Annotated in this window: 16 protein-coding genes; 7 read left to right on the top strand and 9 right to left on the bottom strand. The window is 65.6% G+C overall.

Features of this window, described 5'->3' with window-relative positions:
* Window positions 1-48: 48 nt before the first annotated feature.
* Window positions 49-591, bottom strand: coding sequence for a single-stranded DNA-binding protein (gene ssb / locus RMR04_RS11860; protein WP_311914815.1), 543 nt, complete (start codon window positions 589-591; stop codon window positions 49-51).
* Between the two features lie 167 nt (window positions 592-758).
* Entirely contained in the window at window positions 759-2,225 is a 1,467-nt protein-coding gene (locus tag RMR04_RS11855) for an FAD-binding oxidoreductase (protein WP_410492235.1), read from the bottom strand.
* A gap of 143 nt (window positions 2,226-2,368) precedes the next feature.
* Here RMR04_RS11855 and RMR04_RS11850 point away from each other — a divergent pair, with 143 nt between their 5' ends.
* The 3 genes from RMR04_RS11850 to RMR04_RS11840 all read left to right on the top strand — a co-directional run bounded on the left by RMR04_RS11850 (window position 2,369) and on the right by RMR04_RS11840 (window position 5,253).
* Entirely contained in the window at window positions 2,369-3,205 is an 837-nt protein-coding gene (locus RMR04_RS11850) for an isocitrate lyase/PEP mutase family protein (protein ID WP_311914814.1), read from the top strand.
* A 36-nt stretch (window positions 3,206-3,241) separates the two neighbouring features.
* Window positions 3,242-3,925, top strand: coding sequence for a GntR family transcriptional regulator (locus RMR04_RS11845; RefSeq protein WP_311915808.1), 684 nt, complete (start codon window positions 3,242-3,244; stop codon window positions 3,923-3,925).
* A gap of 188 nt (window positions 3,926-4,113) precedes the next feature.
* Window positions 4,114-5,253, top strand: coding sequence for an ABC transporter substrate-binding protein (locus RMR04_RS11840; RefSeq protein WP_311914813.1), 1,140 nt, complete (start codon window positions 4,114-4,116; stop codon window positions 5,251-5,253).
* Window positions 5,254-5,306: 53 nt separating this feature from the next.
* Here the strand turns inward: RMR04_RS11840 and RMR04_RS11835 are convergent, their stop codons facing one another.
* Window positions 5,307-8,588, bottom strand: coding sequence for an autotransporter outer membrane beta-barrel domain-containing protein (locus RMR04_RS11835; RefSeq protein WP_311914812.1), 3,282 nt, complete (start codon window positions 8,586-8,588; stop codon window positions 5,307-5,309).
* A 475-nt stretch (window positions 8,589-9,063) separates the two neighbouring features.
* Here RMR04_RS11835 and RMR04_RS11830 point away from each other — a divergent pair, with 475 nt between their 5' ends.
* Window positions 9,064-10,245 carry a pyridoxal-phosphate-dependent aminotransferase family protein gene (locus RMR04_RS11830; RefSeq protein ID WP_311914811.1) on the top strand — a complete coding sequence of 394 codons (1,182 nt, stop codon included), beginning with the start codon at window positions 9,064-9,066 and terminating at the stop codon, window positions 10,243-10,245.
* 232 nt (window positions 10,246-10,477) lie between these two features.
* On the opposite strand, the gene RMR04_RS11825 is transcribed toward RMR04_RS11830, so the two are convergent.
* The 4 genes from RMR04_RS11825 to RMR04_RS11810 all read right to left on the bottom strand — a co-directional run bounded on the left by RMR04_RS11825 (window position 10,478) and on the right by RMR04_RS11810 (window position 14,750).
* Window positions 10,478-11,398, bottom strand: a complete 921-nt coding sequence (locus RMR04_RS11825; protein WP_311915807.1) for an amidohydrolase family protein — start codon at window positions 11,396-11,398, stop codon at window positions 10,478-10,480.
* Window positions 11,391-12,677, bottom strand: a complete 1,287-nt coding sequence (locus tag RMR04_RS11820; protein ID WP_311914810.1) for an MFS transporter — start codon at window positions 12,675-12,677, stop codon at window positions 11,391-11,393. Before RMR04_RS11820 ends, RMR04_RS11825 begins: the two co-directional genes overlap by 8 nt.
* Before the next feature lie 126 nt (window positions 12,678-12,803).
* A complete protein-coding gene (locus RMR04_RS11815) occupies window positions 12,804-13,673 on the bottom strand; it encodes a helix-turn-helix domain-containing protein (protein ID WP_311914809.1) in 870 nt (289 codons plus the stop codon).
* Between the two features lie 129 nt (window positions 13,674-13,802).
* Window positions 13,803-14,750 carry a LysR family transcriptional regulator gene (locus RMR04_RS11810; RefSeq protein WP_311914808.1) on the bottom strand — a complete coding sequence of 316 codons (948 nt, stop codon included), beginning with the start codon at window positions 14,748-14,750 and terminating at the stop codon, window positions 13,803-13,805.
* Between the two features lie 395 nt (window positions 14,751-15,145).
* On the opposite strand from RMR04_RS11810, the gene RMR04_RS11805 reads away from it, so the two are divergent.
* From RMR04_RS11805 to uvrA, 3 genes are all read left to right on the top strand, one after another.
* A complete protein-coding gene (locus RMR04_RS11805; protein WP_311914807.1) occupies window positions 15,146-15,727 on the top strand; it encodes a GNAT family N-acetyltransferase in 582 nt (193 codons plus the stop codon).
* The gene (locus RMR04_RS11800) at window positions 15,724-16,905 is read left to right on the top strand and encodes an MFS transporter (RefSeq protein WP_311914806.1); all 1,182 of its coding nucleotides are present in this window, start codon (window positions 15,724-15,726) and stop codon (window positions 16,903-16,905) included. Before RMR04_RS11805 ends, RMR04_RS11800 begins: the two co-directional genes overlap by 4 nt.
* Before the next feature lie 568 nt (window positions 16,906-17,473).
* The gene (gene uvrA / locus RMR04_RS11795; protein ID WP_410492234.1) at window positions 17,474-20,446 is read left to right on the top strand and encodes an excinuclease ABC subunit UvrA; all 2,973 of its coding nucleotides are present in this window, start codon (window positions 17,474-17,476) and stop codon (window positions 20,444-20,446) included.
* A 64-nt stretch (window positions 20,447-20,510) separates the two neighbouring features.
* On the opposite strand, the gene RMR04_RS11790 is transcribed toward uvrA, so the two are convergent.
* Together RMR04_RS11790 and RMR04_RS11785 are read right to left on the bottom strand one after the other, a co-directional pair.
* Complete coding sequence (locus tag RMR04_RS11790) at window positions 20,511-21,254, bottom strand: hypothetical protein (RefSeq protein ID WP_311914805.1); 744 nt, start codon at window positions 21,252-21,254, stop codon at window positions 20,511-20,513.
* 1 nt (window position 21,255) lies between these two features.
* Window positions 21,256-21,975 carry a hypothetical protein gene (locus RMR04_RS11785; protein ID WP_311914804.1) on the bottom strand — a complete coding sequence of 240 codons (720 nt, stop codon included), beginning with the start codon at window positions 21,973-21,975 and terminating at the stop codon, window positions 21,256-21,258.
* Window positions 21,976-21,980 lie beyond the last annotated feature (5 nt).

The raw sequence follows: 21,980 nt of genomic DNA, 5'->3' as shown, positions 1-21,980 counted from the left end.
AACAACGCCTTAGTGCCTTATTCCTTACATACTCGGCATAGGTATTCGCTAGAACGGAATATCGTCGTCGAGATGGGTCGAAGATGAGCGACCACCGCCACCACCGCCGCCCGCCATGGCGGGCTGGCGCGGTGCATTGCCGCCGCCCATCGGGCTCGACCGGCCAAAGGAGCTGCCGCCGCCCGAGCGATCCTCCATCGCGCCGCCGCTTTCGCCATATTCGTCCGAACCGCCCTGCCCCCGGCTGTCGAGGATGGTCAGTTCGCCACGGAAGCGCTGCAGCACGATCTCGGTGGTGTATTTCTCGACACCCGACTGATCCTGCCATTTGCGGGTCTGGAGCTGGCCCTCGATATAAATCTTCGAGCCCTTCTTCAGATATTGCTCGGCGACCTTGGCGAGGTTCTCGTTGAAGATCACGACCGAGTGCCACTCGGTGCGCTCCTTCTTCTCGCCCGACTGCTTGTCGCGCCAGGTTTCGGAGGTGGCGATCCGCAGATTGACCACGGGCTCGCCGCTGCCGAGACGCCGCACTTCGGGATCGCGCCCGAGATTGCCGACCAGAATGACCTTGTTGACGCTACCAGCCATGAGAGGCTCCATTTCCTGCGCACATCGAAACCGGCCATCGACCGGAGCCGGACCCTACCGATCCGTGACGCCACTATCAACGATGTTCTTGTTTTGTTCAAGAGCCTTCACTAGGGTTGTCCCCGGAATTCGTGATTCGATTTTACCGGGGCCCGCAGCCGCCCCGTTCAGATTCGCACCGCCGCCGGCAAGACCTTGCCGGGTAGGAGCTTGCCAGGCAGGACTTTGCCAGGATTGAGGATGCCGAGCGGGTCGAGCGCCTGCTTGATCGCGCGCATGACGTCGACCGCCTCGCCATGCTCGCGCTCCATGAACTGCGCTTTGCCATAGCCGATGCCGTGCTCGCCGGTGCAGGTGCCGTCGCAGGCGATGGCACGCTCGATCAGGCGCTCGTTCAAGCGCTTCGCCTCGGCCAGCTCGGCCGGCGAATTCGGATCGATCACCAGGCCGAGATGGAAATTGCCGTCGCCGACATGGCCGACCGTGCCGATATAGAAGCTCGCCGCCTCGATATCGGCCTGCGTCGCCGCAAGGCATGGCGCGAGCTGCGAGATCGGCACGCAGACATCGGTGCTCCAGATCCGCGCATCCGGACGCATCGCTTGCAGCGCGTAATGGATGTTGTGACGGGCGCGCCAGAGCCGGCGCCGCTCATCAGGGTCGGTCGCCCAGGCGAGATGCGTCGCGCCATGCTCGCCGACGATCCCCTCCACCGCCCTGGCCTGCTGCTCGACCTCGGCGGGGCTGCCATGCAATTCGAAAAATAAGGTCGGCGTCTCCGCCAGCTCCAGCTTCGAATGCCGGTTCACCGCCGCGATCGCCCGTGCATCGACCAGCTCCACCCGCGCCACCGGCACGGCGCATTGGATCACCGCCGTCACGGCCTCGACCGCGCCCGCCACCGTGGCGAAGGAGCAGACCAGCGCCGAGACGGCCTCGGGCAGCGGGTGCAGGCGCAGCGTCACCTCGGTGATGATCCCGAGTGTTCCCTCCGAACCGACGAACAACCGGGTCAAATCATAGCCGGCCGAGGATTTGCGCGCCCGCCCGCCGGTCCTGATGATGCGCCCATCGGCCATCACCACGGTGAGCGTCACCACATTCTCGCGCATCGTGCCATAGCGCACCGCATTGGTGCCCGAGGCGCGCGTCGCCGCCATGCCGCCCAGCGTGCATTCGGCTCCCGGATCGACCGGGAAAAACAGCCCGACATCGCGCAGCGCCGCATCGAGCTGCTGGCGGGTGACGCCGGCCTCGACCGTCGCGTCGAAATCCTCCGGCCGGATCGCCAGGATGCGCGTCATGCCGGAGAGATCGAGGCTCACCCCGCCATGCAAGGCCGCGATATGGCCCTCCAGCGAGGTGCCTGCGCCGAAGGCGATCACAGGGGTCTCGTGCTCAGCGCAAAGCCGCACGATCGCAGCCACCTCTTCCGTCGACTGCGCCCTGCACACGGCGTCGGGCGGGCAGCTGGTATGGTAGGATTCGCCCCGGCCATGATGCTCGCGCTCGGCCAGCGAGGTCGAGAAGCGGGGGCCGAGCAGCGCGTGCAGCGCTTCCGCCAGCGCCGGAGCGAGCCCGCCCGCCGCAGGAGCCGTATCGAGGGAGCGCGAGGCTGGCAGGGCGGCTGTCACGGCGGCGTCTCCGATCGAAACGGGCTTGGGTCGAAACGGGCGCGGGCGGGCGCGGCTGCAGCCCGTCCCGGCGTCACCGAGGACTGGCATACAAGCCCGTCTCGTGCAAGGTTCTGTATCTTGCATACAGGACGGAGATTGCCGTGAGCCCTCGCCATTCCCTCGCCGACAGGCTGCGCCAGCCCGGCCTCATCGTCGCCCCCGGCTGCCATGATGCGATCGGCGCGCGGGCCATCGCGCAGGCCGGCTTCGAGGCGGTCTACATGACTGGCAACGGCCTCTCCGCCAGCCTGATCGGCGCGCCCGATATCGGCCTCCTGACCATGACCGAAATGGTGGCGCGCGGACGCGCCTTGGCCGCCGCCGTCCCGGTTCCGGTCATCGCAGACGCTGACACCGGCTATGGCAATCTCAACAACGTCGCCCGCACGGTCGCCGAATACGAGGCCGCCGGCGTCGCCGCGATCCATCTCGAGGACCAGGTCACGCCCAAGCGCTGCGGCGCCATGGCCGGCCTTGCCCTGGTCTCGCGCGAGGAGCACGCCGAAAAGATCAGCATCGCGGTCGCGACGCGGCGCGATCCCGATTTCCTGATCATCGGCCGCTCGGATGCGCGCCTGCCTTTGGGCCTCGACGAGGCGATCGCCCGCGGAAAGGCCTATGCGCGGGCCGGGGCCGATCTCGTCCTGCTGGAGATGCTGCAATCGGAAGACGAGATGCGCCAGGCCCTGCGCGAGATCGAGGCGCCCTTGATGTTCAACTATGTCGAGGGCCGCGTGCCTTCACTTAACGCCGAAGAGTTCGGCCGCATCGGATTCAAACTCCTCAGCTATCCCGTCTCCTCCACCCTCGCCTACGCCCATATGATGACCGCCTTCGCCCGCGAATTGAAGCGCAGCGGCACCACGCGCGGCCTGGAGGCCAACATGCTCGACCTGCCGAGCTATGAAGCCTTTCTCGGCCGCGAGCATTATGCCTGATACCGGCGTCGAATCGCGGAGGGAAACGTGACGAGCATGAAGGCGATCAGGCGTTTCAAGGTCCAGCAGCCGAAATCGCTGGTCACCATCGTCGAGGAACGCCTGCGCAAGGCGATCATCGATGCCGAGATGCGCTTCGGCGAGGCCCTCTCGGAGGATGCGCTGAGCAGCGCGCTCGGCGTCAGCCGCACGCCGGTGCGCGAGGCGCTGGCCCGGCTCCAGCTCCAGGGCCTCGTCACCATCGTGCCGAAGAAGGGCACCTTCGTCTTTGCGCCGACGGCAGACGATGTCGCCGAGCTTTGCACCTTCCGTTTCATGCTGGAGACCAACGCGCTGCGCGAATGCCTGGCAACGGCGCGGGAGGCGACGCTGGACGGCATGACGAGTGCGATCGCGGCCATGGATGCAGCCCAGGCCAGCGGCACGCGCCATGACTATGCCCGCGCCGATACCGGCTTCCACGAGATCTTCTTCCTGCATTGCGGCAACCGCTATCTCGGCAATGCCTATCGCAGCGTCTCGGGCCGGGTCGCGGCGCTACGCACGCATCTCTCGGTGCCGCTTGAAGGCGAGCAGGCCCGCTCGATGAGCGAGCACCGCCTGATGGTCGAGGCCTTCGCCAATGGCCGCCTGGCGGATCTCGACGGCCTCCTGCGCCAGCACATCCTGCGCGCCCGGGACGCCTATGGCGATGTCCTGCGCCGCGCGAGCGCCGGCTGAGGGCACGCGCTCCCAGACACAGCGCCTCACTGCAATCGCCCTACCCCAATCGGCAAGCGACGGTCTGACTAGCCCAATCGCACCACCAACGACACCAACTATACGCAGATCCATCTTGCATACAGTGTCCTACCGATTATGATCGTGACCAGAGCCATTCAAGGCCACTGTGATCTCGGGAGGATCCAATGAAGCTCATGCTGAAGGCGGCCGCTTTGGCGGCTGTGCTCGCCACCGCATCGCCGGCGCTCGCCCAGGACAAGGTCAAGCTCGTCACCATCGCCGAGCTCTCCGGCCCCGGCGCCACGGCCGGCGTCAACTGGAAGAGCGGGATCGAGCTCGCCGTCGAGGAGATCAACGCCAAGGGCGGCATTCTCGGCCGCAAGATCGACTTCGTCGCCTACGACACCCAGACCAATCCGGCCAATGCGCGCGCAGCCGTCCAACGCGCCATCGACGAGGGCACCCATGCCGTGCTCGGCCCGGTCTATACTGGCTCCATCCTGGCCTCGATGCAGGTGGCGCAGCGCGCCGAGATCGCCCAGCTCGCGGCCGGCGACGGCGCAGCCTACACCCAGCAGGGCAACCCTTTCATCTTCCGCACCTCGCTCAGCCAGACGGCGGCGATGCCCAAGATCGCGGCCTATCTCAAGGACGTGGTCAAGGCGAAGTCGGTCGCCGTGGTCTGGGTCAACAACGACTTCGGCAAGGGCGGCCATGATGCCATCGTCAAGGAGCTGGCGAGCCGCGACATCAAGGTCGCCGTCGATCTCTCGACCGAGCAAGGCCAGGCCGATTTCACCAATGACGCGATCAAGATCAAGAACATCCAGGCCGATGCCGTCTTCGTCTATCTGAACGAGGAGGAGAGCGCCCGCCTGCTCGTCGCCCTGAACGACCAGAAGGTCGGCAAACCGATCATCGGCGAGACCACGATCCTGAGCTCCAAGGTGATCGAGCTCGCCGGCAAAGCGGCCGAGGGCGTGCGCGGCCATGTCGGCCAGACCATCGACGCCCCGATCCCGGCCCTGCAGGAGTTCGGCAAGCGCTTCCAGGCGCGCTTCAACTTCCTGCCCGACCATAACGGCATCAAGGGCTATATGGCGGTCCATGCCGTGAAATGGGCAACCGAGAAGCAAGGCAAGTTCGAGCCGACCAAGCTCGCCGCGACGCTGCACGGCGCCACCATCACGCCCGCCGACGAGCCCGGCATCCTGATGGAGACCACCTTCGACAAAAATGGCGACGTCCAGCGCGAGAGCTTCCTCGCCGAGGTCGTCGATGGCCGTCAGAAGATCATCGGCCGCCTGCCGAAGATCAGCAACTGAGGCTGCACGGCCAGGCCGGTCGCGTAACCGGCCCGGGCCGCAGTTCCGAACCCTCAGAAAGCGTAGCGCAGCCTCAGCGAGCCGGCATAGCTGGTCGTGCTCGACGACAATTCGCTGTCGAGGCGCGCGCCCAGGCTCATCTGCGAGCTGAGCTTCACATCCGCGCCGACGCTTAGCAGCGCCGCGTCACGCGCGGGCTTTGCCCCTTCGGTGACGAAGCTCGCGCCGCTCAGGCCGACAAGACCAGCCGAGAAGCCCGCATCGCGCACATAGTAATGCGCCCAGGCCGCCTTGGCGTAGAGATTGACCTGCGCTCCGGCCAGCACGGTATCGAGGTCGAGCTTCGCGCCCAATTCGCTGCGCACCGTGCTGTTGGTGCGCCCGAGCGAGGTCACGCCGAAGGCCGCGCCGGTGAAGCCATTCGTCTCGGTGAAGCCCGGCGTCCTGACGCTCTGCGCCTGGACCGCGGCTGTGGGCGACAAGGTGACGCCGGCGAAGGTCGCGGCGGCCCAGGCCGCTTCCAGCCGCCCGCTCCAGCTTTCCGCCCGATACGAGCCCTTGACCGAATTGACGCCGAGCACCGGCACCGCCCGCTTGGTCTCGACCTGCAGGGACGAATAGGCGCCCGACGCATTGAGGCTGAACGCCCCGAACCGGGTCATGCCGTAGAGACCGGCCTGATAGACATCGGCCGTGGCCGAGCCCATGCCGTTGCCGAGCGTCGCATCCGACTGGCCGCCCGAGACCGCGATGCCGGCGATCGTCCCGGGCAGGATCGCGACATCGACGCCAACAGCGACATGCCCGTCGGAGGTCTTGTTGCGGGCCGAGCCCGCCACAGTGTCGCCATCGAGACGGGCTGAGCCGCCAGCCACAGCGCCCCAGACGCGATAGGTCCTGGGCGCCTCGCGCAGGACAGGCCGCGGCCCCTTGCCACTCGGCAGCTCGACTGCGCTGCGGCTGGCGGAGAACGCAGCCGCGCCGAGGCCGGCCTCAGCGGCCGAGACCAGCGTGCCGTCGCGGCCATTGGCGAAGGGGTCGAGCATCATGCCCAGGAACTGGCCGGACGCCTGGACCGCCATGGTGTTGGCGCTGGTGTGGACCTCGCCCGACAGCGAATTCAACGCACCCGGAAGGGCGCCGGCCTGGGTGTTGTAGAGGTTGAAATAGGCCGACGGATCGGCCCCGCCGGCGACGGCCCGGTCGAAGGCCGCAGCGACGCCGAGCGCATTGCGGCTGAGCGGCGTAGCTCCGACCACCGAGAGAATGGCGTTGGGATCAAGGCTCAGCACCACATCCGTGCCGGTATAAGTCACATTCGTCCGGATCGCGGGGCCAAACGAGCCTTGCGTGTCCACCGTAGCGAAGCTGCCGGAACGGCCGCCTTGCGCCGAGATCAGCGTGTAGTTCGTCCGGAAGGCATAGGGGCCGGCCAGCGGTACGAGCCGCAACGTGCCGGCAATTGCCGCGGTTCCGCTGACGTTGATGCGGTCGGCGGCCGCGCCCTGGATTTCCATCACGGTGGTCGAGCCCGCGCTCAGCGTCAGGTTGCCGTTGATCGTGATGGTGCCGATGGAGTTGCCGGGCGAGATCGTGCCGCCACTGGCGATGGTGACGCTCGGCAAGGTGGAGTTGCCGCCGAGAATGCCGCCCGCGCCGACGCTTAGGCCCGACGAGCCGCTGATCGTGCCGTTGACATGCACTTCGCCCGATTGGATCGCCGTCGTCGCGAACCCGCTGATATTGCCGTTGAGGGTGAAAACCCCACCCTGGCCCAGCGCGAAATTCAGCGTGTTGCTGCCGCTGCCGGCCGTCAGATTGCCGGTGATGCTGCCACCCTGGATGGTGACGCTGTTGTTGCCGTTGCCGAACAGCACCGCCGTGCCGGCCGCGCTCGCGGCCGTGATCTTGCCGGAGCTGGTCAGGCTGTTGTTGCCGTCGCCGAACTGGATGGCGGGGCCGCTGCCGCTTGCCGAGATCGTGCCGGTATTGACGACGGTGTTGTTGCCATTGCCGTTGAAGAACAGCGCCGGCTCCGAACCCGTCCCCGAGATCAGGCCGGAATTGGTGACCGAATTGGCGAAATTACCGACGATCGTCACGCCCGAACCGGCAAGGCCCTGGATCGTGCCGGCATTGTTGATGGTGATCGCGCCATAGGCCGAGCCATTGGCGCCGTCATCGATGAGGATGCCTCTGGTCGCCCCGGAGATCAGCGCGCCGGCCGCGTTCTCGATCAGGCCCCCGCCCATCGCGATGCCTTCGGAACCGTTGGTGCGGCCGCCGGAATCGACGCCGCCGGCACCGGTACCCTGGATGATGCCGAAATTGCGGACCGTGCCGATCAGGTCGATATCGACGCCGTCGCCATCGCCGTTCACCGAAGCGGTGCCGTCCGAATTGAAGATGTTGCCGACCCCGGCATAGGCCCCGGTGATGGTGCCGTAATTCGTCACCGTGCCGGTGCCGTCCGAGCCGACGCCGGAACCGTTGCGCCCGATGATCGTGCCGCCGGCCAGGTTGACCACCGTGATATCGGTATCGGCGGTGATGCCGTGGCGCGCGCCCGAGATCAGCCCGCCGGCATTGTTGGTGACCACGATGCCGGTGCGCCCGCCAGCGTCGATGCCATCAGCCGTGCCGTTGGCGCCGCCGGAGGTGTTGGCCCCGAAGCTGCGGATGATCCCGGAATTGCTGATCGAGGTCGCCTGGCCCGGCCTGACCGCGTCATCGGTCAGGGATTCGATGATACCGGTCGCGCGGTTGACGATGCTGATGCTGTTGCCCGAGGTCGCGGTGATCGCACGCAAATCGAGCGCCTGGCCGAGCCCCGCATAGCCGGTCCCGCCCGCCTGGATCAGCCCGGCATTGTCGATCAGGATGGTGCTGCCGGTCACCGCCGTGTTGATGCGGAAGGCGTCGTTCTGGGCCGAGCGCAGGATCGCGCCCGCCTCATTGGTGAAGGTGAGGTTGCGCGGCGTCAGGGTGCCGCCCGAGGAATCGAAGGCGCGCCCGGTGCCGGTCTGTTCGATGGTGCCCCGGTTGGTCAGGATCACATTGGGGGAGACGGTGTTGTTCCAGGTCACTGCCGCGGTCGCGCCCGAGATGCTCAGGGTGCCGCCCGCCTCGACGGTTCCGGTCTGCGTTCCGTTCAGCGTCTTGGCGGTGTTGTCGGTCGTCCCGGTAGTGACCGTGAAGGTCTGGGCGATGGCCGCCGGCGCCTCGAACATTGCCAGCGCGGCCGCGACCAGCGCCGTGCTGCACAACAGCGCGCGACGACGTGATGTGAAGGAAACGCGCGCATTGCGGGCAGCACACATCGCGGCAGAACTCATCGCAGAGGCTCCAGATCGAATTGAGAGAGCGGCTCTTCGGACGAGCAAACAGCGCAGCTCTTCGGGACGAACCCGATCGGAAATTCCGATAGGTCAGTCCGGCTCATGACCGGGCCAGACATGAGTTTTATGACAAACAGACACAAACCGCCGCGAACCCCGGGAGGCCTGCTCTTCCGTTAGCCCATTGTTGCGAATTGTTGCATTTGCAGCACACAGCAACAGCCCATCCTCACGCGTCCGCGTCCCTTCGTCGGCTCGCGAATGCGGACGCCCCTGCCGTCCCGGCATTCCAGCCCTGCGTGACGCGAATAATTGCGCTGCGGCGTCCGCGCGCAATCCGGCTCTCATCACAAAAAGAGAGCAAATCGATGCAAAAAACCGGTTTCCCCTTTTCCGCATCCTGCTCTAAGGCCATCGCCAATCATCGGCCCTGCGCGCCAGGACAGCCGGGCAAGATATTGGGGATTTCGAGATGAGCGTCGCAAACGGCCGGGCTTTCCTGGCGACTCCAGGCCCGACCAATATTCCCGACCGGGTTCTCCAGGCGATGATGCGCCCGGCCGAGGAGCTCAGCTCGGCCTCGATCGTCAACCTCACCGAGTCAGTGCTCGACGACCTCAAGCAGATCTTCCGCACCACCGGCGAAACCTTCATCTACACCGCCAACGGCCATGGCGGCTGGGAGGCGGCGCTGACCAATGTGCTCTCGCGCGGCGACAAGGTGCTGGTGCTGGCGAGCGGGCGCTTCGCTGTTGGCTGGGGCGAGATGGCGCGCTTCATGGGCGCCGATGTCGAGGTTCTCGCCGGTACCTGGCGCCGCGCGGTCGATCCCGCCGCCGTCGAGGAGCGTCTGCGGCAGGATACAAGGCACGAGATCAAGGCCGTTTTGATGGTCCAGATCGACACCGCCTCGGGCGTCGTCAACGACGTGCCGGCGGTGCGCAAGGCGCTGGACGCAGCAAAGCATCCCGCCCTGTTCATGGTCGACGGTGTCGCCTCGGTCGGCTGCATGCCGTTCGAGATGGACGCCTGGGGCATCGACGTCGCGATGTCGGCCTCGCAGAAGGGGCTGATGTCCTCGCCCGGCCTCGCCTTCGTCGCAGCCAATGAGAAGGCGATGCAGGCCCATCAGACCGCCACGATGAAGACGCTCTATTGGGACTGGTCCTCCCGTATGAACACGCTGGCCTATATGAAGCATTGCGGCACAGCGCCGGAGCACCTGCTCTTCGGCCAGCGCGCCGCGCTCGACATGATCCTGGCTGAGGGGCTGGAAGCGGTCTGGAAGCGCCATGAACTGCTCGCCGGCGCGACCCATGCCGCGGTGTCGAAATGGATCGAGGGTCAGGCGCTCGCCTTCAACATCCCGGAGCCCGCGCAGCGCGCGCCTTCGGTGACGACGATCCTGACGCAAGGCGTCGAGGCCGCGACGATCACCAACCATGCCCGCGACATCTGCGGCGTGACGCTGGGTCTCGGCATCGGCGACCTGACCGGAAAAGCCTTCCGCATCGCCCATATGGGCCATGTCAACGCGCCGATGGTGCTGGGCGCGCTCGGCGCCGTCGAAATGACGCTGCAGGCCAAGGACATCCCCCATGGCAGCGGCGGCGTCGCGGCGGCGGTGGCGTTCCTGGCGGAAGGCGTGCGCTGAAAAGGCTTTTTAAGAGCCCATCGCCCCCCAAGCCCTCATCCTGAGGAGCGCCGCAGGCTTAGTCTCGAAGGATGCTCCAGCTTGCAGGGGAGCCTCCTGGAGCATCCTTCGAGACGCCATTCCCTGCGGAATGGCTCCTCAGGATGAGGGCTCAGGGAGTATTCAGACAGAAATCCCTCATCGGTTCGGCCAGCGCTGGGGCCGAACCGATCCAGGTCCTTCTCCCGGCGGCTCAACCCCCAGCAGACCCGCCCGGAACCACGCCCGCAAAGCCATAAAGCTTATGCGCGTTGTCGACGAAGACGCGCTTGCGCGCCGCCTCGTCCGGCACCCACTCGGCCAGGAGGTCGAGCAGATCGCCGACATTCATCATCGCTTGCCAATGCGCGACATGGGGCCAGTCCGAGCCCCAGACGCAGCGCTCGGGCGCCGCCTCGTGCAGCAGCCGGGCGAAGGGAATGGTGTCCGCATAGGGCGGCCCCTCGACGCTGTTGCGATAGGCGCCCGAGAGCTTGACCCAGCCGCCATCGCGCAGGAGCGAGAGCAGCGTCTGGAAGCCCGGATCGTCGAGGCCGCGCGAGACCGGGAAATGGCCCCAATGGTCGACCACGAAGGGAACCGGCAGATTCCCCAGCTTTGGTGCGAGCGGGACAAGATCGCGCGCATCGATCAGGAACTGCAGATGCCAGCCCATTTCCCGCGCGAGCGCCGCATAGGCATCGAGCTGCTCGAAGCCTATGCCGCCGCCATAGAGGATATTGAGCCTGAGGCCGACAATGCCGGCTTCCTTCAGCTCCGCAAGATCGCGGTCGGGCAGGCCGAGCGGGATGACGGCGATGCCGCGCAGCCTGTCGCGATGGGCCCTCAGGGTCTCGACGGTCAATCGGTTGTCGGTGCCATGCACGCTGACCTGGACCAGCACGCCATGGCTCATCCCGGTGGCGTCGAGCATGGCAAGATAGCGTTCCACCGTGGCTTCCGGCGGGGTGTAGCTGCGGCTGTCCACGAAGGGATAGGCCGGCGGCAGGCCGATGACATGGGCGTGGCTGTCGACCGCGCCTGGCGGCACGCGATAACGCCTCGGCCCATGTGGATGCGGGTCCGGCCCCGGACAAGCCGGGGCGGGATGGTGGCTGGAATCGGTCTCACGCATCGGCATGGAGCACTTTTCCGCGGGTTTCGGGCAAGGCGTAGGCCGCCGCGAAGAACACCACATAGGCGATGACGGCAAAGATGCAGATCGCGTTGGCGAGCGTCGTGGTCTGCGAGAGATAGCCGACCAGGAAGGGGAAGAGCGCCCCCATGCCGCGTCCGAAGTTGTAGCAGAAGCCCTGGCCCGAGCCGCGCAGTCTTGTGGGATAGAGCTCGGTCAGGAACGCGCCCATGCCGGAGAAGTAACCGGAGGCGAAGAAGCCGAGCGGGAAGCCGAGCACCCACAGCACCTCGTTCGACAGCGGCAATTGCGTATAGGCCGCGACGATCGCAATCGCGCCGAGCGAGAAGACGAGGAAGAGGTTCCTGCGGCCGAATCTGTCGGCATACCAGGCCCCCACGAGATAACCGGCGAAGGAGCCCACAATCAGCGCCGCTAGATAGCCGGTCGAGCTCACGATCGAAAGCTTGCGCTCGGTCGTCAGGAAGCGCGGCACCCAGAAGGTGATGGCGTAATAGCCGCCCTGGCAGCCCATCGAGACGAGGGAGGCCAGAACCGTGACCTTCAGGATCGGGCCCTGAAAGATTTCGAGGATGGAGGGGCTCTCACCCTTGGCGGCGACCTTGGCGCGCGTTTCGGCTGCGACCTCGGGCTCCTTCACATAGGCGCGCAGATAGAGCACCAGCAGCGCCGGCAGCGCACCGATCGCGAACATCCAGCGCCAGGCCTGCTCGGGCGGCAAATAGGAGAACAGGGCAGCCTGCGCCAACACCGCGAGCCCCCAGCCGACAGCCCAGCCCGATTGCACGGAGCCCACGGCGCGGCCGCGATATTGCGCCCGGATGGTCTCGCCCATCAGCACGGCGCCAGCCGCCCATTCGCCGCCAAAGCCCAGGCCGAGCAAGGCGCGGCAGATCAGGAGCTGGTCGAAATTCTGTGCGAAGGCACAGAGCAGCGAGAAGAACGAGAACCAGATGATCGTGAACTGGAGCGTCCGCACCCGGCCGATCCTGTCGGCGAGATAGCCCGCGCCCCAGCCGCCGAGGGCCGAGGCCAGCAAGGTCACCGTACCAGCAAGCCCCGCGGTTCCGGGATCGACGTTCCAGAGCTGGATGATCGTGCCGATCACCAGCGGATAGATCATGAAATCCATGCCATCGAGGGCCCAGCCGGTGGCGCAAGCCCAGAAGGTGCGCTTCTCCGGGACGGTCATGTCCCTGTAGAAGCCGGTCAGGCTCGTATCCTCGATCGGAACGATCGTTGTTGGTGTCGTCGACATTCTTGCCTCCCTTGCCTCGCCTTCGGTCGGGCGAGCGCTGAAGCGGGACGATGTTGCGATGCCGGTGGGAATGTCTGCCAGAAAACAGGCGCGCGGCGCGCGGAAACCGCCGCTTCTGTCAGAAAATCACTCTTCGCCACGCTTGAGGCGCCGAAACTGCGCTGGGCTCAAGCCAGTGATCGTCCTGAACGCCGTCCCGAGATGGGATTGCGAGGAGAAGCCGACGGCAAGCGCGATCTCGGCAATCGTCATCCCGGAATCGCGGAGCAGATCTCCGGCCGCCTCGACCCGTTGCTCGACGACGAAACGATGCGGCGTCTGGCCGGTGGATCGTTTGAAGCTGCGGATGAAGGCGGAGGGGCTGAGGCCTGAGAGTTTCGCCATGTCGGAGAGGGCGATGTCCCGCCCCGGATCGGCGCGGACGAAATCCGCGATCCGCATGCGCATGCCGGCGTCGAGATCGCGAGGGTGCTCGCCGGATGCGCTGCTCGGGGCGGCGTAACGATCGGACAGGTGCAGCGCCAGCGTATAGGCGAGCTGCTCGGCCAGCAGGGATTGGCCGGAATGGGCGGCGTCGCTCGCCTCGACCAGCCGCTGGGCGGCCAGCGACAGAAACGGGTCGTCGACATCCCAGGCCTTGTCCATCAATTCGATCGGCGTCGACCTGCCCTGGCCAGCGCCGACATCCCGGAGCAGCGCATCGCCCAGATAAAGCAGCAACAGCTTTCCGGATGGGACATCGGGGACGGCGTCGACGAAGACCTTCCGTCCCGGCTGCCCGATGCGGAAGCGCCCGGCCGCGACGCGTCCGTCGCGGCGGACCCGGCCGTCCTCGATCAGCACATGACGGCGCACATCGTAGAGGGTGATCGCGACGGTCGCGACGGGCAGCTCGCCATAATCATAGAGATGCGGGCCGGTGACGTCGCTCAGCGCCGCTGCAAACCCCGTCTTCGACCACAGGTCGACGAGCGCCGACTGCCTGCGGCCGGTCACGAACTCCGCGTGCCGAACTGGATCTAGCCTCATGGGAAACAAACCGGCTTCAGATGATCGGCGACTTTCCGCATACAAGCGCCGCAACCGCAAGAGAGCACTGCGAAGACGGCCGCGGTGCCCCCGCTTCTACAGCTTTTCCCTCGAACGGGCGCTCCCATACCCTGCGAGGTCATCCTCGACGCCTTGAGCCCCCTCCGACAGCGCCTTCAGCGCCTTGACCGTTTCCCTGAGGCCGCGATGCAGGAGCTTGTCGCGGCGGATCACCACCGCGAGCGTGCGATGCAAGCGAGGCGAGAGCGGGCGCACCACAAAGCTGTCCCGGTTCCTGTCTTTGCTCACGGCCATGCCCGGCAGCACGGCGCAGCCGAGCCCGGCGCCGACCATCTCCTTGATCGCCTCGACGCTGCCCAGCGACATCACCGGCTTCAAGGCCACCCCGCCGCGCGCAAACCATTCATCGGCGATCCGCCTTGTGTTGCCGCCGGGCTCGTAGAGCAGCACCGGCAGGCCCGACAGCGCCGCCGCTGTGACGCGCGTGGGCAGGCGCATTTCGGGCGGCGCGATCACGACGAATTCGTCCTCCAGGACCGGCGTGATCTCGAAGATGCGGCCGGAGACTGGCAGAGAGACCAAGCCGAGATCGAGCAGGTTCTCGTCGATCGCCTTGATCATGTCCGAGGTGTTGCCGGTGCTGACCGTGATCTCGAGCGTCGGAAAGCGCCGGCGCAGTTCGCGCAGGATCGGCGGCAGCAGGAAGGTGCAGGCAGTCGCGCCGGTGCCGAGTCGCACCCGCCCCATCGCCCCCGTGGCGTGCCGGGCCATGCCGTCGAGCGCGGCCGACACCACGGCCTCGATCTGGCCGGCATGGCCGAGCAATTCGACGCCAGCCGCTGTCGGCCGCGCACGGCGCCCGATGCGCTCGATCAGCACCACGCCGAGACGGCGCTCGAGCTGGCGGATCTGCAGGCTTACCCCCGGCTGGCTCAGATTCAGCTTTTCGGCGGCGGCGGTAAAACTGCCGAGCGCGATGACGTCGCAGAAGGTCTGAAGCTGGTCGAGATTGAAGTCGCGCATGCCCAAGGGCTTCCTTTGCCAAGAACTGCCTTTGCCAAGCGATCCTCTTACCAAAGAATTTCTCATGCTTCGCATAATTGGCAAAAGCTTCTTTTATCCAATGCGCTCCGGCAATGTGACCCGGTCGCTCGGAGCCAAACCGGGCTCGTTCAGGCCGCCCTCCCATGCCAACAAGCTCATTCTCGATCGGACGCATCCTGCGCGAGTTCGGCCACCACTTCGCCAACTCACCGCAGTCGCACCATCACCAGGTGCTGGCCCTGTATGAGCTGGATGATCGGTTCCTGGCTGACCTCAGTATCACGCGTCTCGAAGCCGAGCATGGCAAGCCCCTGAGGCCATCCCCTTCCCCACAAGATCGGCCGCACCCGGCCGGAGGAGAATCCGTGAGACATATGGAATTGCATGAAGCCACGGCCAGCCGGCCGGCGATCCTCGTTCGGGACGCGGTCGAGGCCGACATGGCCGCCGTGCAGGCGATCTACGCCCATCACGTCCTGCACGGGCTGGCGAGCTTCGAGGAGACGCCGCCCGGCATCGAGGAGTTGCTGGCGCGCCGGGCCGCCGTGCTGGAGCTTGGCCTGCCCTATCTCGTCGCCGAGCTCGACGGCAAGGTCGCCGGCTATTGCTACGCCACCGCCTATCGCCCTCGGGCGGCCTATCGGCACACCATCGAGGATTCCGTCTATGTCGCAGATGGACTTAGCGGGCACGGCATCGGCACGGCGCTGCTCGCAGCACTGATCGCCCGCTGCGAGGCCGGCCCCTGGCGGCAGATGCTCGCCAATATCGGCAATAGCGGCAATGCCGGGTCGATCGCGCTGCACCGGCGCTTCGGATTCGAGCCCGCCGGCACCTTGCGCTCCGTCGGCTTCAAGCTCGGCCAGTGGGTCGATACCATCCTGATGCAGCGCCCCCTGACCGTGGGGGACAGCACGCTTCCCGCGATCGGCTTCAGCTCAGAACCCAGCTCTTGATCCCGCGCCGGACCACTCTTTGCCTTGGCCTGTCGCAGCTCGTCTCCTGGGGCATCTCCTATTACCTGATCGGCAGCTTCGGCGAATTGATCGCCAATGATCTCGGCTGGTCGGGCACTGTCGTCTATGGCGGCTTTTCCGCCGCGCTGCTGGTGATGGGCCTGGCCTCGCCCATCGTCGGACGCCTGATCGACCGTCATGGCGGCCTGCCCGTGATGATGGCGGGCGCGCTGCTCAACGCCGTCGGCTGCGCCGGCCTCGCTTTCGCTGAGACGATCCCGGCCTATTACGCCGCCTGGATCTGCCTCGGCCTGGCGATGCGCCTGACGCTCTATGATGCCGCGTTTGCGGCGCTGGCGCGGATCGGCGGGCCGCAGGCACGCGGCCCGATAGCGCAGATCACGCTGCTCGGCGGGCTCGCCTCCACCCTGTTCTGGCCTGTTGGCGCCGAGCTCGCCGCGCATCTCGGCTGGCGCGGCGCGCTCCTGGTCTATGCCGGCATCGCGCTGCTCTCCGCGCCGCTTTATCTGGCGATCCCGAACCGCCGCTACCAAAGCCCTGTTTCGCGCGGCGCCGCGAGCGAGCAGCGCCCTCTCGCCACCAGCCGGCGCGACATCGCGATCGCCGGCGCGCTCTATGCGGCGATCGCGACGCTCGCCAATTTCCTCAATGCCGGCATGTCCGCCCATATGATCGGCATCCTGGCCGGCCTGGGTCTCGCCGCCTCGATCTCGGTCTGGATCGCCACGCTGCGCGGCGTCGGCCAGTCGCTGGCGCGCCTCTGCGAGGTCCTGTTCGGCCGGCGGATCGAGCCGCTGACCCTCAATCTCATGGCCTGTGCGCTGCTGCCGTTCTGCTTCGTCGCGGGCCTCGCCAGCGGGCACTCCACCATTGCCGCATTCACCTTCGCCTTCTGCTACGGGGCCGGCAACGGCATCCTGACGATCACGCGCGGCACCTTGCCCTTGCTGCTCTTCGACCATCGCAGCTATGGCAGCTTCGTCGGCAGGCTGCTCGCACCGAGCTTCTTCCTCTCCGCCACCGCGCCCGTCGTCTACGCCTCCGTCATCCGGCATTTCGGCGAGACGGGAGCGCTTTACCTGTCGATCGCCATCGCCGTCCTCATGCTGATCGCGGCGGCTCTGCTCAGGCTGCGTTTCCGGCCGCCGCCGGTTTGAGAGGCAGTTCGAAAATCTGAGCCCTTATCCTTCGAGACGCCGCTTATGCGGCTCCTCAGAGGCCCGAAATGAAGCCAAAGATTTCAATGGCTCAGCCCTGACCATCTACACGCCGTCATCCCGGGCGCAGCGAAGCGAAGACCCGGGATCCATGCCGGAGCGCTGCCTGGTTAGGCTCCGGCATGGATCCCGGATCGGCGCCGCTGCGCGGCTTGTCCGGGATGACGGCGCGGGGGATGTCAACCGATCGGAAATCCCTGATATCGCTCGGTTCATTTCGAGCCCGATGGGGTGCATTCCGCAGGAGCGCGTCTCCAAGGATGCTCCGATGCGGACTGGAGCATCCTTGGAGACGCCGCTTCGCGGCTCCTCAGGGTGAGGGCTGGAGGCTCCAAACCGGCTCCGACGCACGGCCAGACGCAAGCGGTCAGGTCTGCTGACAGCTGTTGTCAGGAGAACGGCTGCGGAACATGGCCTTGCATGCTAATCATGCCCGGCGCGCGAAGCCAGGCCTCGTATGGCCCGGCATTTGCCCTATCTCTACCGCTTACCCCAACCGGACGCCCCCATGGCTCGCAATCCTTCCCTCGTCAGCAAGTCTTCCCTCGCCGACCAGGCCGCTGCGCTTGAGGATATGTTCGACGCCAACCGCAAGGTCGATTCGCGTGTGATTTCCGTGCGCGGCGCGCGCGAGCATAATCTCAAGAATGTCGACCTCGCGATTCCGCGCGACAAGCTCGTCGTCTTCACCGGGCTGTCGGGCTCGGGCAAGTCGTCGCTGGCGTTCGACACGATCTATGCCGAGGGCCAGCGCCGCTATGTCGAGAGCCTCTCGGCCTATGCCCGCCAGTTCCTCGAGATGATGCAGAAGCCCGATGTCGACCAGATCGACGGGCTCTCGCCGGCGATCTCGATCGAGCAGAAGACGACCTCGAAGAACCCGCGCTCGACGGTCGGCACCGTCACCGAGATCCACGACTATATGCGCCTGCTCTGGGCCCGGGCCGGCATTCCCTATTCGCCCGCGACCGGCCTGCCGATCGAGAGCCAGACCGTGCAGCAGATGGTCGACCGCCTGACCGAACTGCCGGAGAAGACGCGCGGCTATCTGCTCGCGCCGGTGGTGCGCGGCCGCAAGGGCGAGTACCGCAAGGAAATGGCCGAATGGCTGAAGCGCGGCTTCCAGCGCGTCAAGGTCAATGGCGAGTTCTTCGAGATCCCTGACGCGCCCGCGCTCGACAAGAAGTTCAAGCACGACATCGACGTCGTGGTTGACCGCATCGTGATCAGGCCCGATCTCGGCGCCCGCCTCGCCGACTCGCTGGAGCAGGCGCTGGAGCTCGCCGACGGCATCGCCGTCTTCGAATATGCCGATGAGAAGGACGAGAATGGCGAGGCCAGGCGCGTCACCTTCTCCTCGAAATTCGCCTGCCCGGTCTCCGGTTTCACCATCCCCGAGATCGAGCCGCGCCTGTTCTCGTTCAACAACCCCTTCGGCGCCTGCCCGGCCTGCGACGGCCTCGGCCATGAGATGCGCATCGATCCCGAGATGATCGTGCCCGATCATGCGCTCTCCCTGAAGAAGGGTGCGATCGCGCCCTGGGCCAAGTCGACCTCGCCCTATTACGGCCAGACGCTCGACTCGCTCGCCAAACATTTCGGCTTCTCGATGACGAAGCCCTGGAGCGAATTGCCGGAGAAGGCCAGGACATCGATCCTGTTCGGCACCGGCACCGAGCCCGTGCGCTTCGCCTATAATGACGGCCTGCGCGCCTACGAGGTGAAGAAGCCCTTCGAGGGCGTGATCACCAATATGGAGCGGCGCTGGAAGGAGACGGAGTCGGACTGGGCCCGCGAGGAGATCGGCCGCTTCATGTCCGAGACGCCGTGCAAGGCCTGCGACGGCTTCCGCCTCAAGCCCGAGGCGCTGGCGGTGAAGATCGACATGCGCCATATCGGCGAGATCTCGCGGCTTTCGGTCAAGGACGCGCTGGAGTGGGTCAGCGCCCTGCCTTCGCGCCTGTCGAAGAAGCAAAACGAGATCGCCCCGCGCATCCTCAAGGAAATCCGCGACCGCCTGACCTTCCTGCTCGATGTCGGGCTGGAATATCTGACGCTCGCCCGCGGCTCCGGCACGCTCTCGGGCGGCGAGAGCCAGCGCATCCGCCTCGCCAGCCAGATCGGCTCCGGGCTCACCGGCGTGCTCTATGTGCTGGACGAGCCCTCGATCGGCCTGCATCAGCGCGACAATGAGCGCCTGCTCGGCACGCTTCGCCGTCTCAGGGACCTCGGCAACACCGTCATCGTCGTCGAGCATGACGAGGACGCGATCCTGACCGCCGATTATGTCGTCGATGTCGGCCCCGGCGCCGGCATCCATGGCGGCGAGATCGTCGCCAAGGGCACGCCACAGGACATTCTCGACAACCCGGACTCGCTCACCGGCCGCTATCTCACCGGCGAGCTCTCGGTCGCGGTGCCCGACAAGCGCCGCAAGGCCCAGAAGGGCCGCTCGCTCAAGATCGTCGGCGCGCGCGGCAACAACCTCAAGGATGTCACGGTCGAGATCCCGCTCGGGCTGTTCACCTGCATCACCGGCGTCTCGGGCGGCGGCAAGTCGACGCTCGTCATCGACACGCTCTACAAGGCGGTGGCGCGCAAGCTCAACGGCGCGATCGACCACCCTGCCCCGCATGAGCGCATCGAGGGCATAGAGCTGCTCGACAAGGTCATCGACATCGACCAGTCACCGATCGGCCGCACGCCGCGCTCCAACCCCGCGACCTATACCGGCGCCTTCACGCCGATCCGCGAATGGTTCGCCGGCCTGCCCGAGGCCAAGGCGCGCGGCTATCAACCAGGCAGGTTCAGCTTCAACGTCAAAGGCGGCCGCTGCGAGGCCTGCCAGGGCGACGGCGTCATCAAGATCGAGATGCACTTCCTGCCCGATGTCTACGTCACCTGCGACGTCTGCAAGGGCAAGCGATACGACCGCGAGACGCTTGAGGTGAAATACCGCGAAAAGTCGATCGCCGATGTGCTCGACATGTCGGTCGAGGAGGCAAAAATCCTGTTCAAGGCCGTGCCCTCGATCCGCGAGAAGATGGAGACGCTGCACCGTGTCGGGCTCGACTACGTCAAGGTCGGCCAGCAGGCGACGACGCTGTCAGGCGGCGAGGCCCAGCGCGTCAAACTCTCGAAGGAGCTCTCCAAGCGCGCCACCGGCCGCACCCTCTACATCCTGGACGAGCCCACCACCGGCCTGCATTTCCACGATGTCGCCAAGCTGATGGAGGTGCTGCACGAGCTGGTCGAGCAGGGCAATTCCGTCGTGGTGATCGAGCATAATCTCGAAGTCATCAAGACCGCCGACTGGATCATCGACATGGGCCCCGAAGGCGGCGACGGCGGCGGCGAGGTCGTGGCCCAGGGCACGCCGGAGGATGTGGTGCGCATCGGCAAGGGCCACACCGCGCGCTTCCTCAAGGAGGTACTGGCACGGCGGCCGATCAAGAAGGGGGCGCGGCAGGCGGCGGAGTGAGGGCGTCAAAGTGATAACAACGGACACCGAGCGTGACCGATAACCGCCCACATAGAATGGGGAGTTAACCCGCTCGGAGCAACCACTGACCGAGAGTCTGCTCTCCATTGCTGGTTATGTAGTAAGATCGGTCCGCTCCAAGATGAACCATTCGCTCCGCCCCGAGCGTTTTCAGGGCGGTAGATACGGAGGGCTGGCTACATTTTGCTGAATTGCCTATAGTAGTGCGATTTATGCCTTTCGGCTTCGCATGAGCAAGCAAGAGTAATACCTCGACCTTTGCCGGGACTGTCTTGCCCACGAAGACCTGCCCATTTATTGATTCCACCATCGGGATGGTACCGCGGGTTAAGGCAAGCATAGCGTCGGCTACAGCCTTTTCGTCCGACTTGTGATAGAGACGGAGAAGTTCTGCCATGATCCAGCCGGCCGCTGCGACAGCAAGTGAAACATCAATTGCCGTGGGGTCTGTCTCTTTCACATGCACCGCGTTTCGTTTGCTCCGCATGCCATAGATCATCCCAGCGGCTCGCGGGATCAAGAAGCGCAGAGGTTCAGGCAGGTTAGCGTCCTTCTCAATGGCCTGTATGGTTGTTGCGACCTGCTTGATTTCAGTCGGGGCAGCACCGGTGCGGATATGTTCGAGCACCCGGAGCACATGTTCGACAAAACGGCCCGCTTTGGTTAGCGCTCCCTCGAAATCCCCACCGCGGTGCTTAGCGACAAGTTGCTCGTACGCCTCTACCAACTCGGTGGCGAGCGAGGCCGGAATCTTCGTTGATAGATCAGCGACGATGGTGTCACGCATGCTACCCGCTCCTGTAGCTCCAAATATCCTTACCCCCTTCCGTGACCTTCTTGCGCGTGAGCTTTCCCGCGCGGACAAGATCAGCGATTGGCCCTGATAAAGATGTCGTTTTGGCAGTAATCGCCATCTCATGGAGCCGAGAGACGACTTTGCCGAGCGTCCGCTCTTCTACGAAGAATCCGGAATCAACGAGCCGATGCAGCGAACTCACGATGGGGACACCGGCTCTCCGGCGTTTTTTCGTAGCGCCGGTTTCGGGAGAGGATGGCGGGCGCTCCGTCGTCCTGAAGTCCTCCTCCGACGAAGCGCGCTTCGTCTTGCGCGGGGTGGGCCTCGCAATGGCTTTCTCGCCCGCGACCACACGACTAATGGCATCGAAATTGGCCACCCGAACAGCGTAGCCCTCGCCCGTCGCCACCACCAAATGTGCGTCCTTGAGTTTCTTAAGCACAGGACGGAGAGTGCCGCCGACAATACCCGTCATCTGCTCCATGGCGGAGGGCTTCGTATCGACGGCTTGAACTTCATCGACTACGTACTTCCACCCAGCGATGGCAACGAGCAGCACCAGAACTTTGGCGTCATTACCCAACGCCAAACCAGCAGGCGTCAATACGACCTCATAAGTGCCGGGATCATACCGCACGTAGTCGCGAACGATTTCCTCAATCGCCGCCTCCGTGAGCTTGCTGCGATCTGCAACCAGGTCCTTTAGAGCCACGATCG

The sequence above is a fragment of the Bosea sp. 685 genome, assembly GCF_031884435.1.
Taxonomy (GTDB): domain Bacteria; phylum Pseudomonadota; class Alphaproteobacteria; order Rhizobiales; family Beijerinckiaceae; genus Allobosea.
This window is presented reverse-complemented; position numbering and strand designations above follow the sequence as displayed.

What these genes read in the sequence shown, in the direction of transcription:
- ssb (WP_311914815.1), bottom strand. Translation starts at nt 591, where the DNA reads ATGGCTGGTAGCGTCAACAAGGTCATTCTGGTCGGCAATCTCGGGCGC.
- RMR04_RS11845 (WP_311915808.1), top strand. Translation starts at nt 3,242, where the DNA reads ATGAAGGCGATCAGGCGTTTCAAGGTCCAGCAGCCGAAATCGCTGGTC.
- RMR04_RS11840 (WP_311914813.1), top strand. Translation starts at nt 4,114, where the DNA reads ATGAAGCTCATGCTGAAGGCGGCCGCTTTGGCGGCTGTGCTCGCCACC.
- RMR04_RS11835 (WP_311914812.1), bottom strand. Translation starts at nt 8,588, where the DNA reads ATGAGTTCTGCCGCGATGTGTGCTGCCCGCAATGCGCGCGTTTCCTTC.
- RMR04_RS11830 (WP_311914811.1), top strand. Translation starts at nt 9,064, where the DNA reads ATGAGCGTCGCAAACGGCCGGGCTTTCCTGGCGACTCCAGGCCCGACC.
- RMR04_RS11825 (WP_311915807.1), bottom strand. Translation starts at nt 11,398, where the DNA reads ATGCGTGAGACCGATTCCAGCCACCATCCCGCCCCGGCTTGTCCGGGG.
- RMR04_RS11820 (WP_311914810.1), bottom strand. Translation starts at nt 12,677, where the DNA reads ATGTCGACGACACCAACAACGATCGTTCCGATCGAGGATACGAGCCTG.
- RMR04_RS11810 (WP_311914808.1), bottom strand. Translation starts at nt 14,750, where the DNA reads ATGCGCGACTTCAATCTCGACCAGCTTCAGACCTTCTGCGACGTCATC.
- RMR04_RS11805 (WP_311914807.1), top strand. Translation starts at nt 15,146, where the DNA reads ATGGAATTGCATGAAGCCACGGCCAGCCGGCCGGCGATCCTCGTTCGG.
- uvrA (WP_410492234.1), top strand. Translation starts at nt 17,474, where the DNA reads ATGGCTCGCAATCCTTCCCTCGTCAGCAAGTCTTCCCTCGCCGACCAG.
- RMR04_RS11790 (WP_311914805.1), bottom strand. Translation starts at nt 21,254, where the DNA reads ATGCGTGACACCATCGTCGCTGATCTATCAACGAAGATTCCGGCCTCG.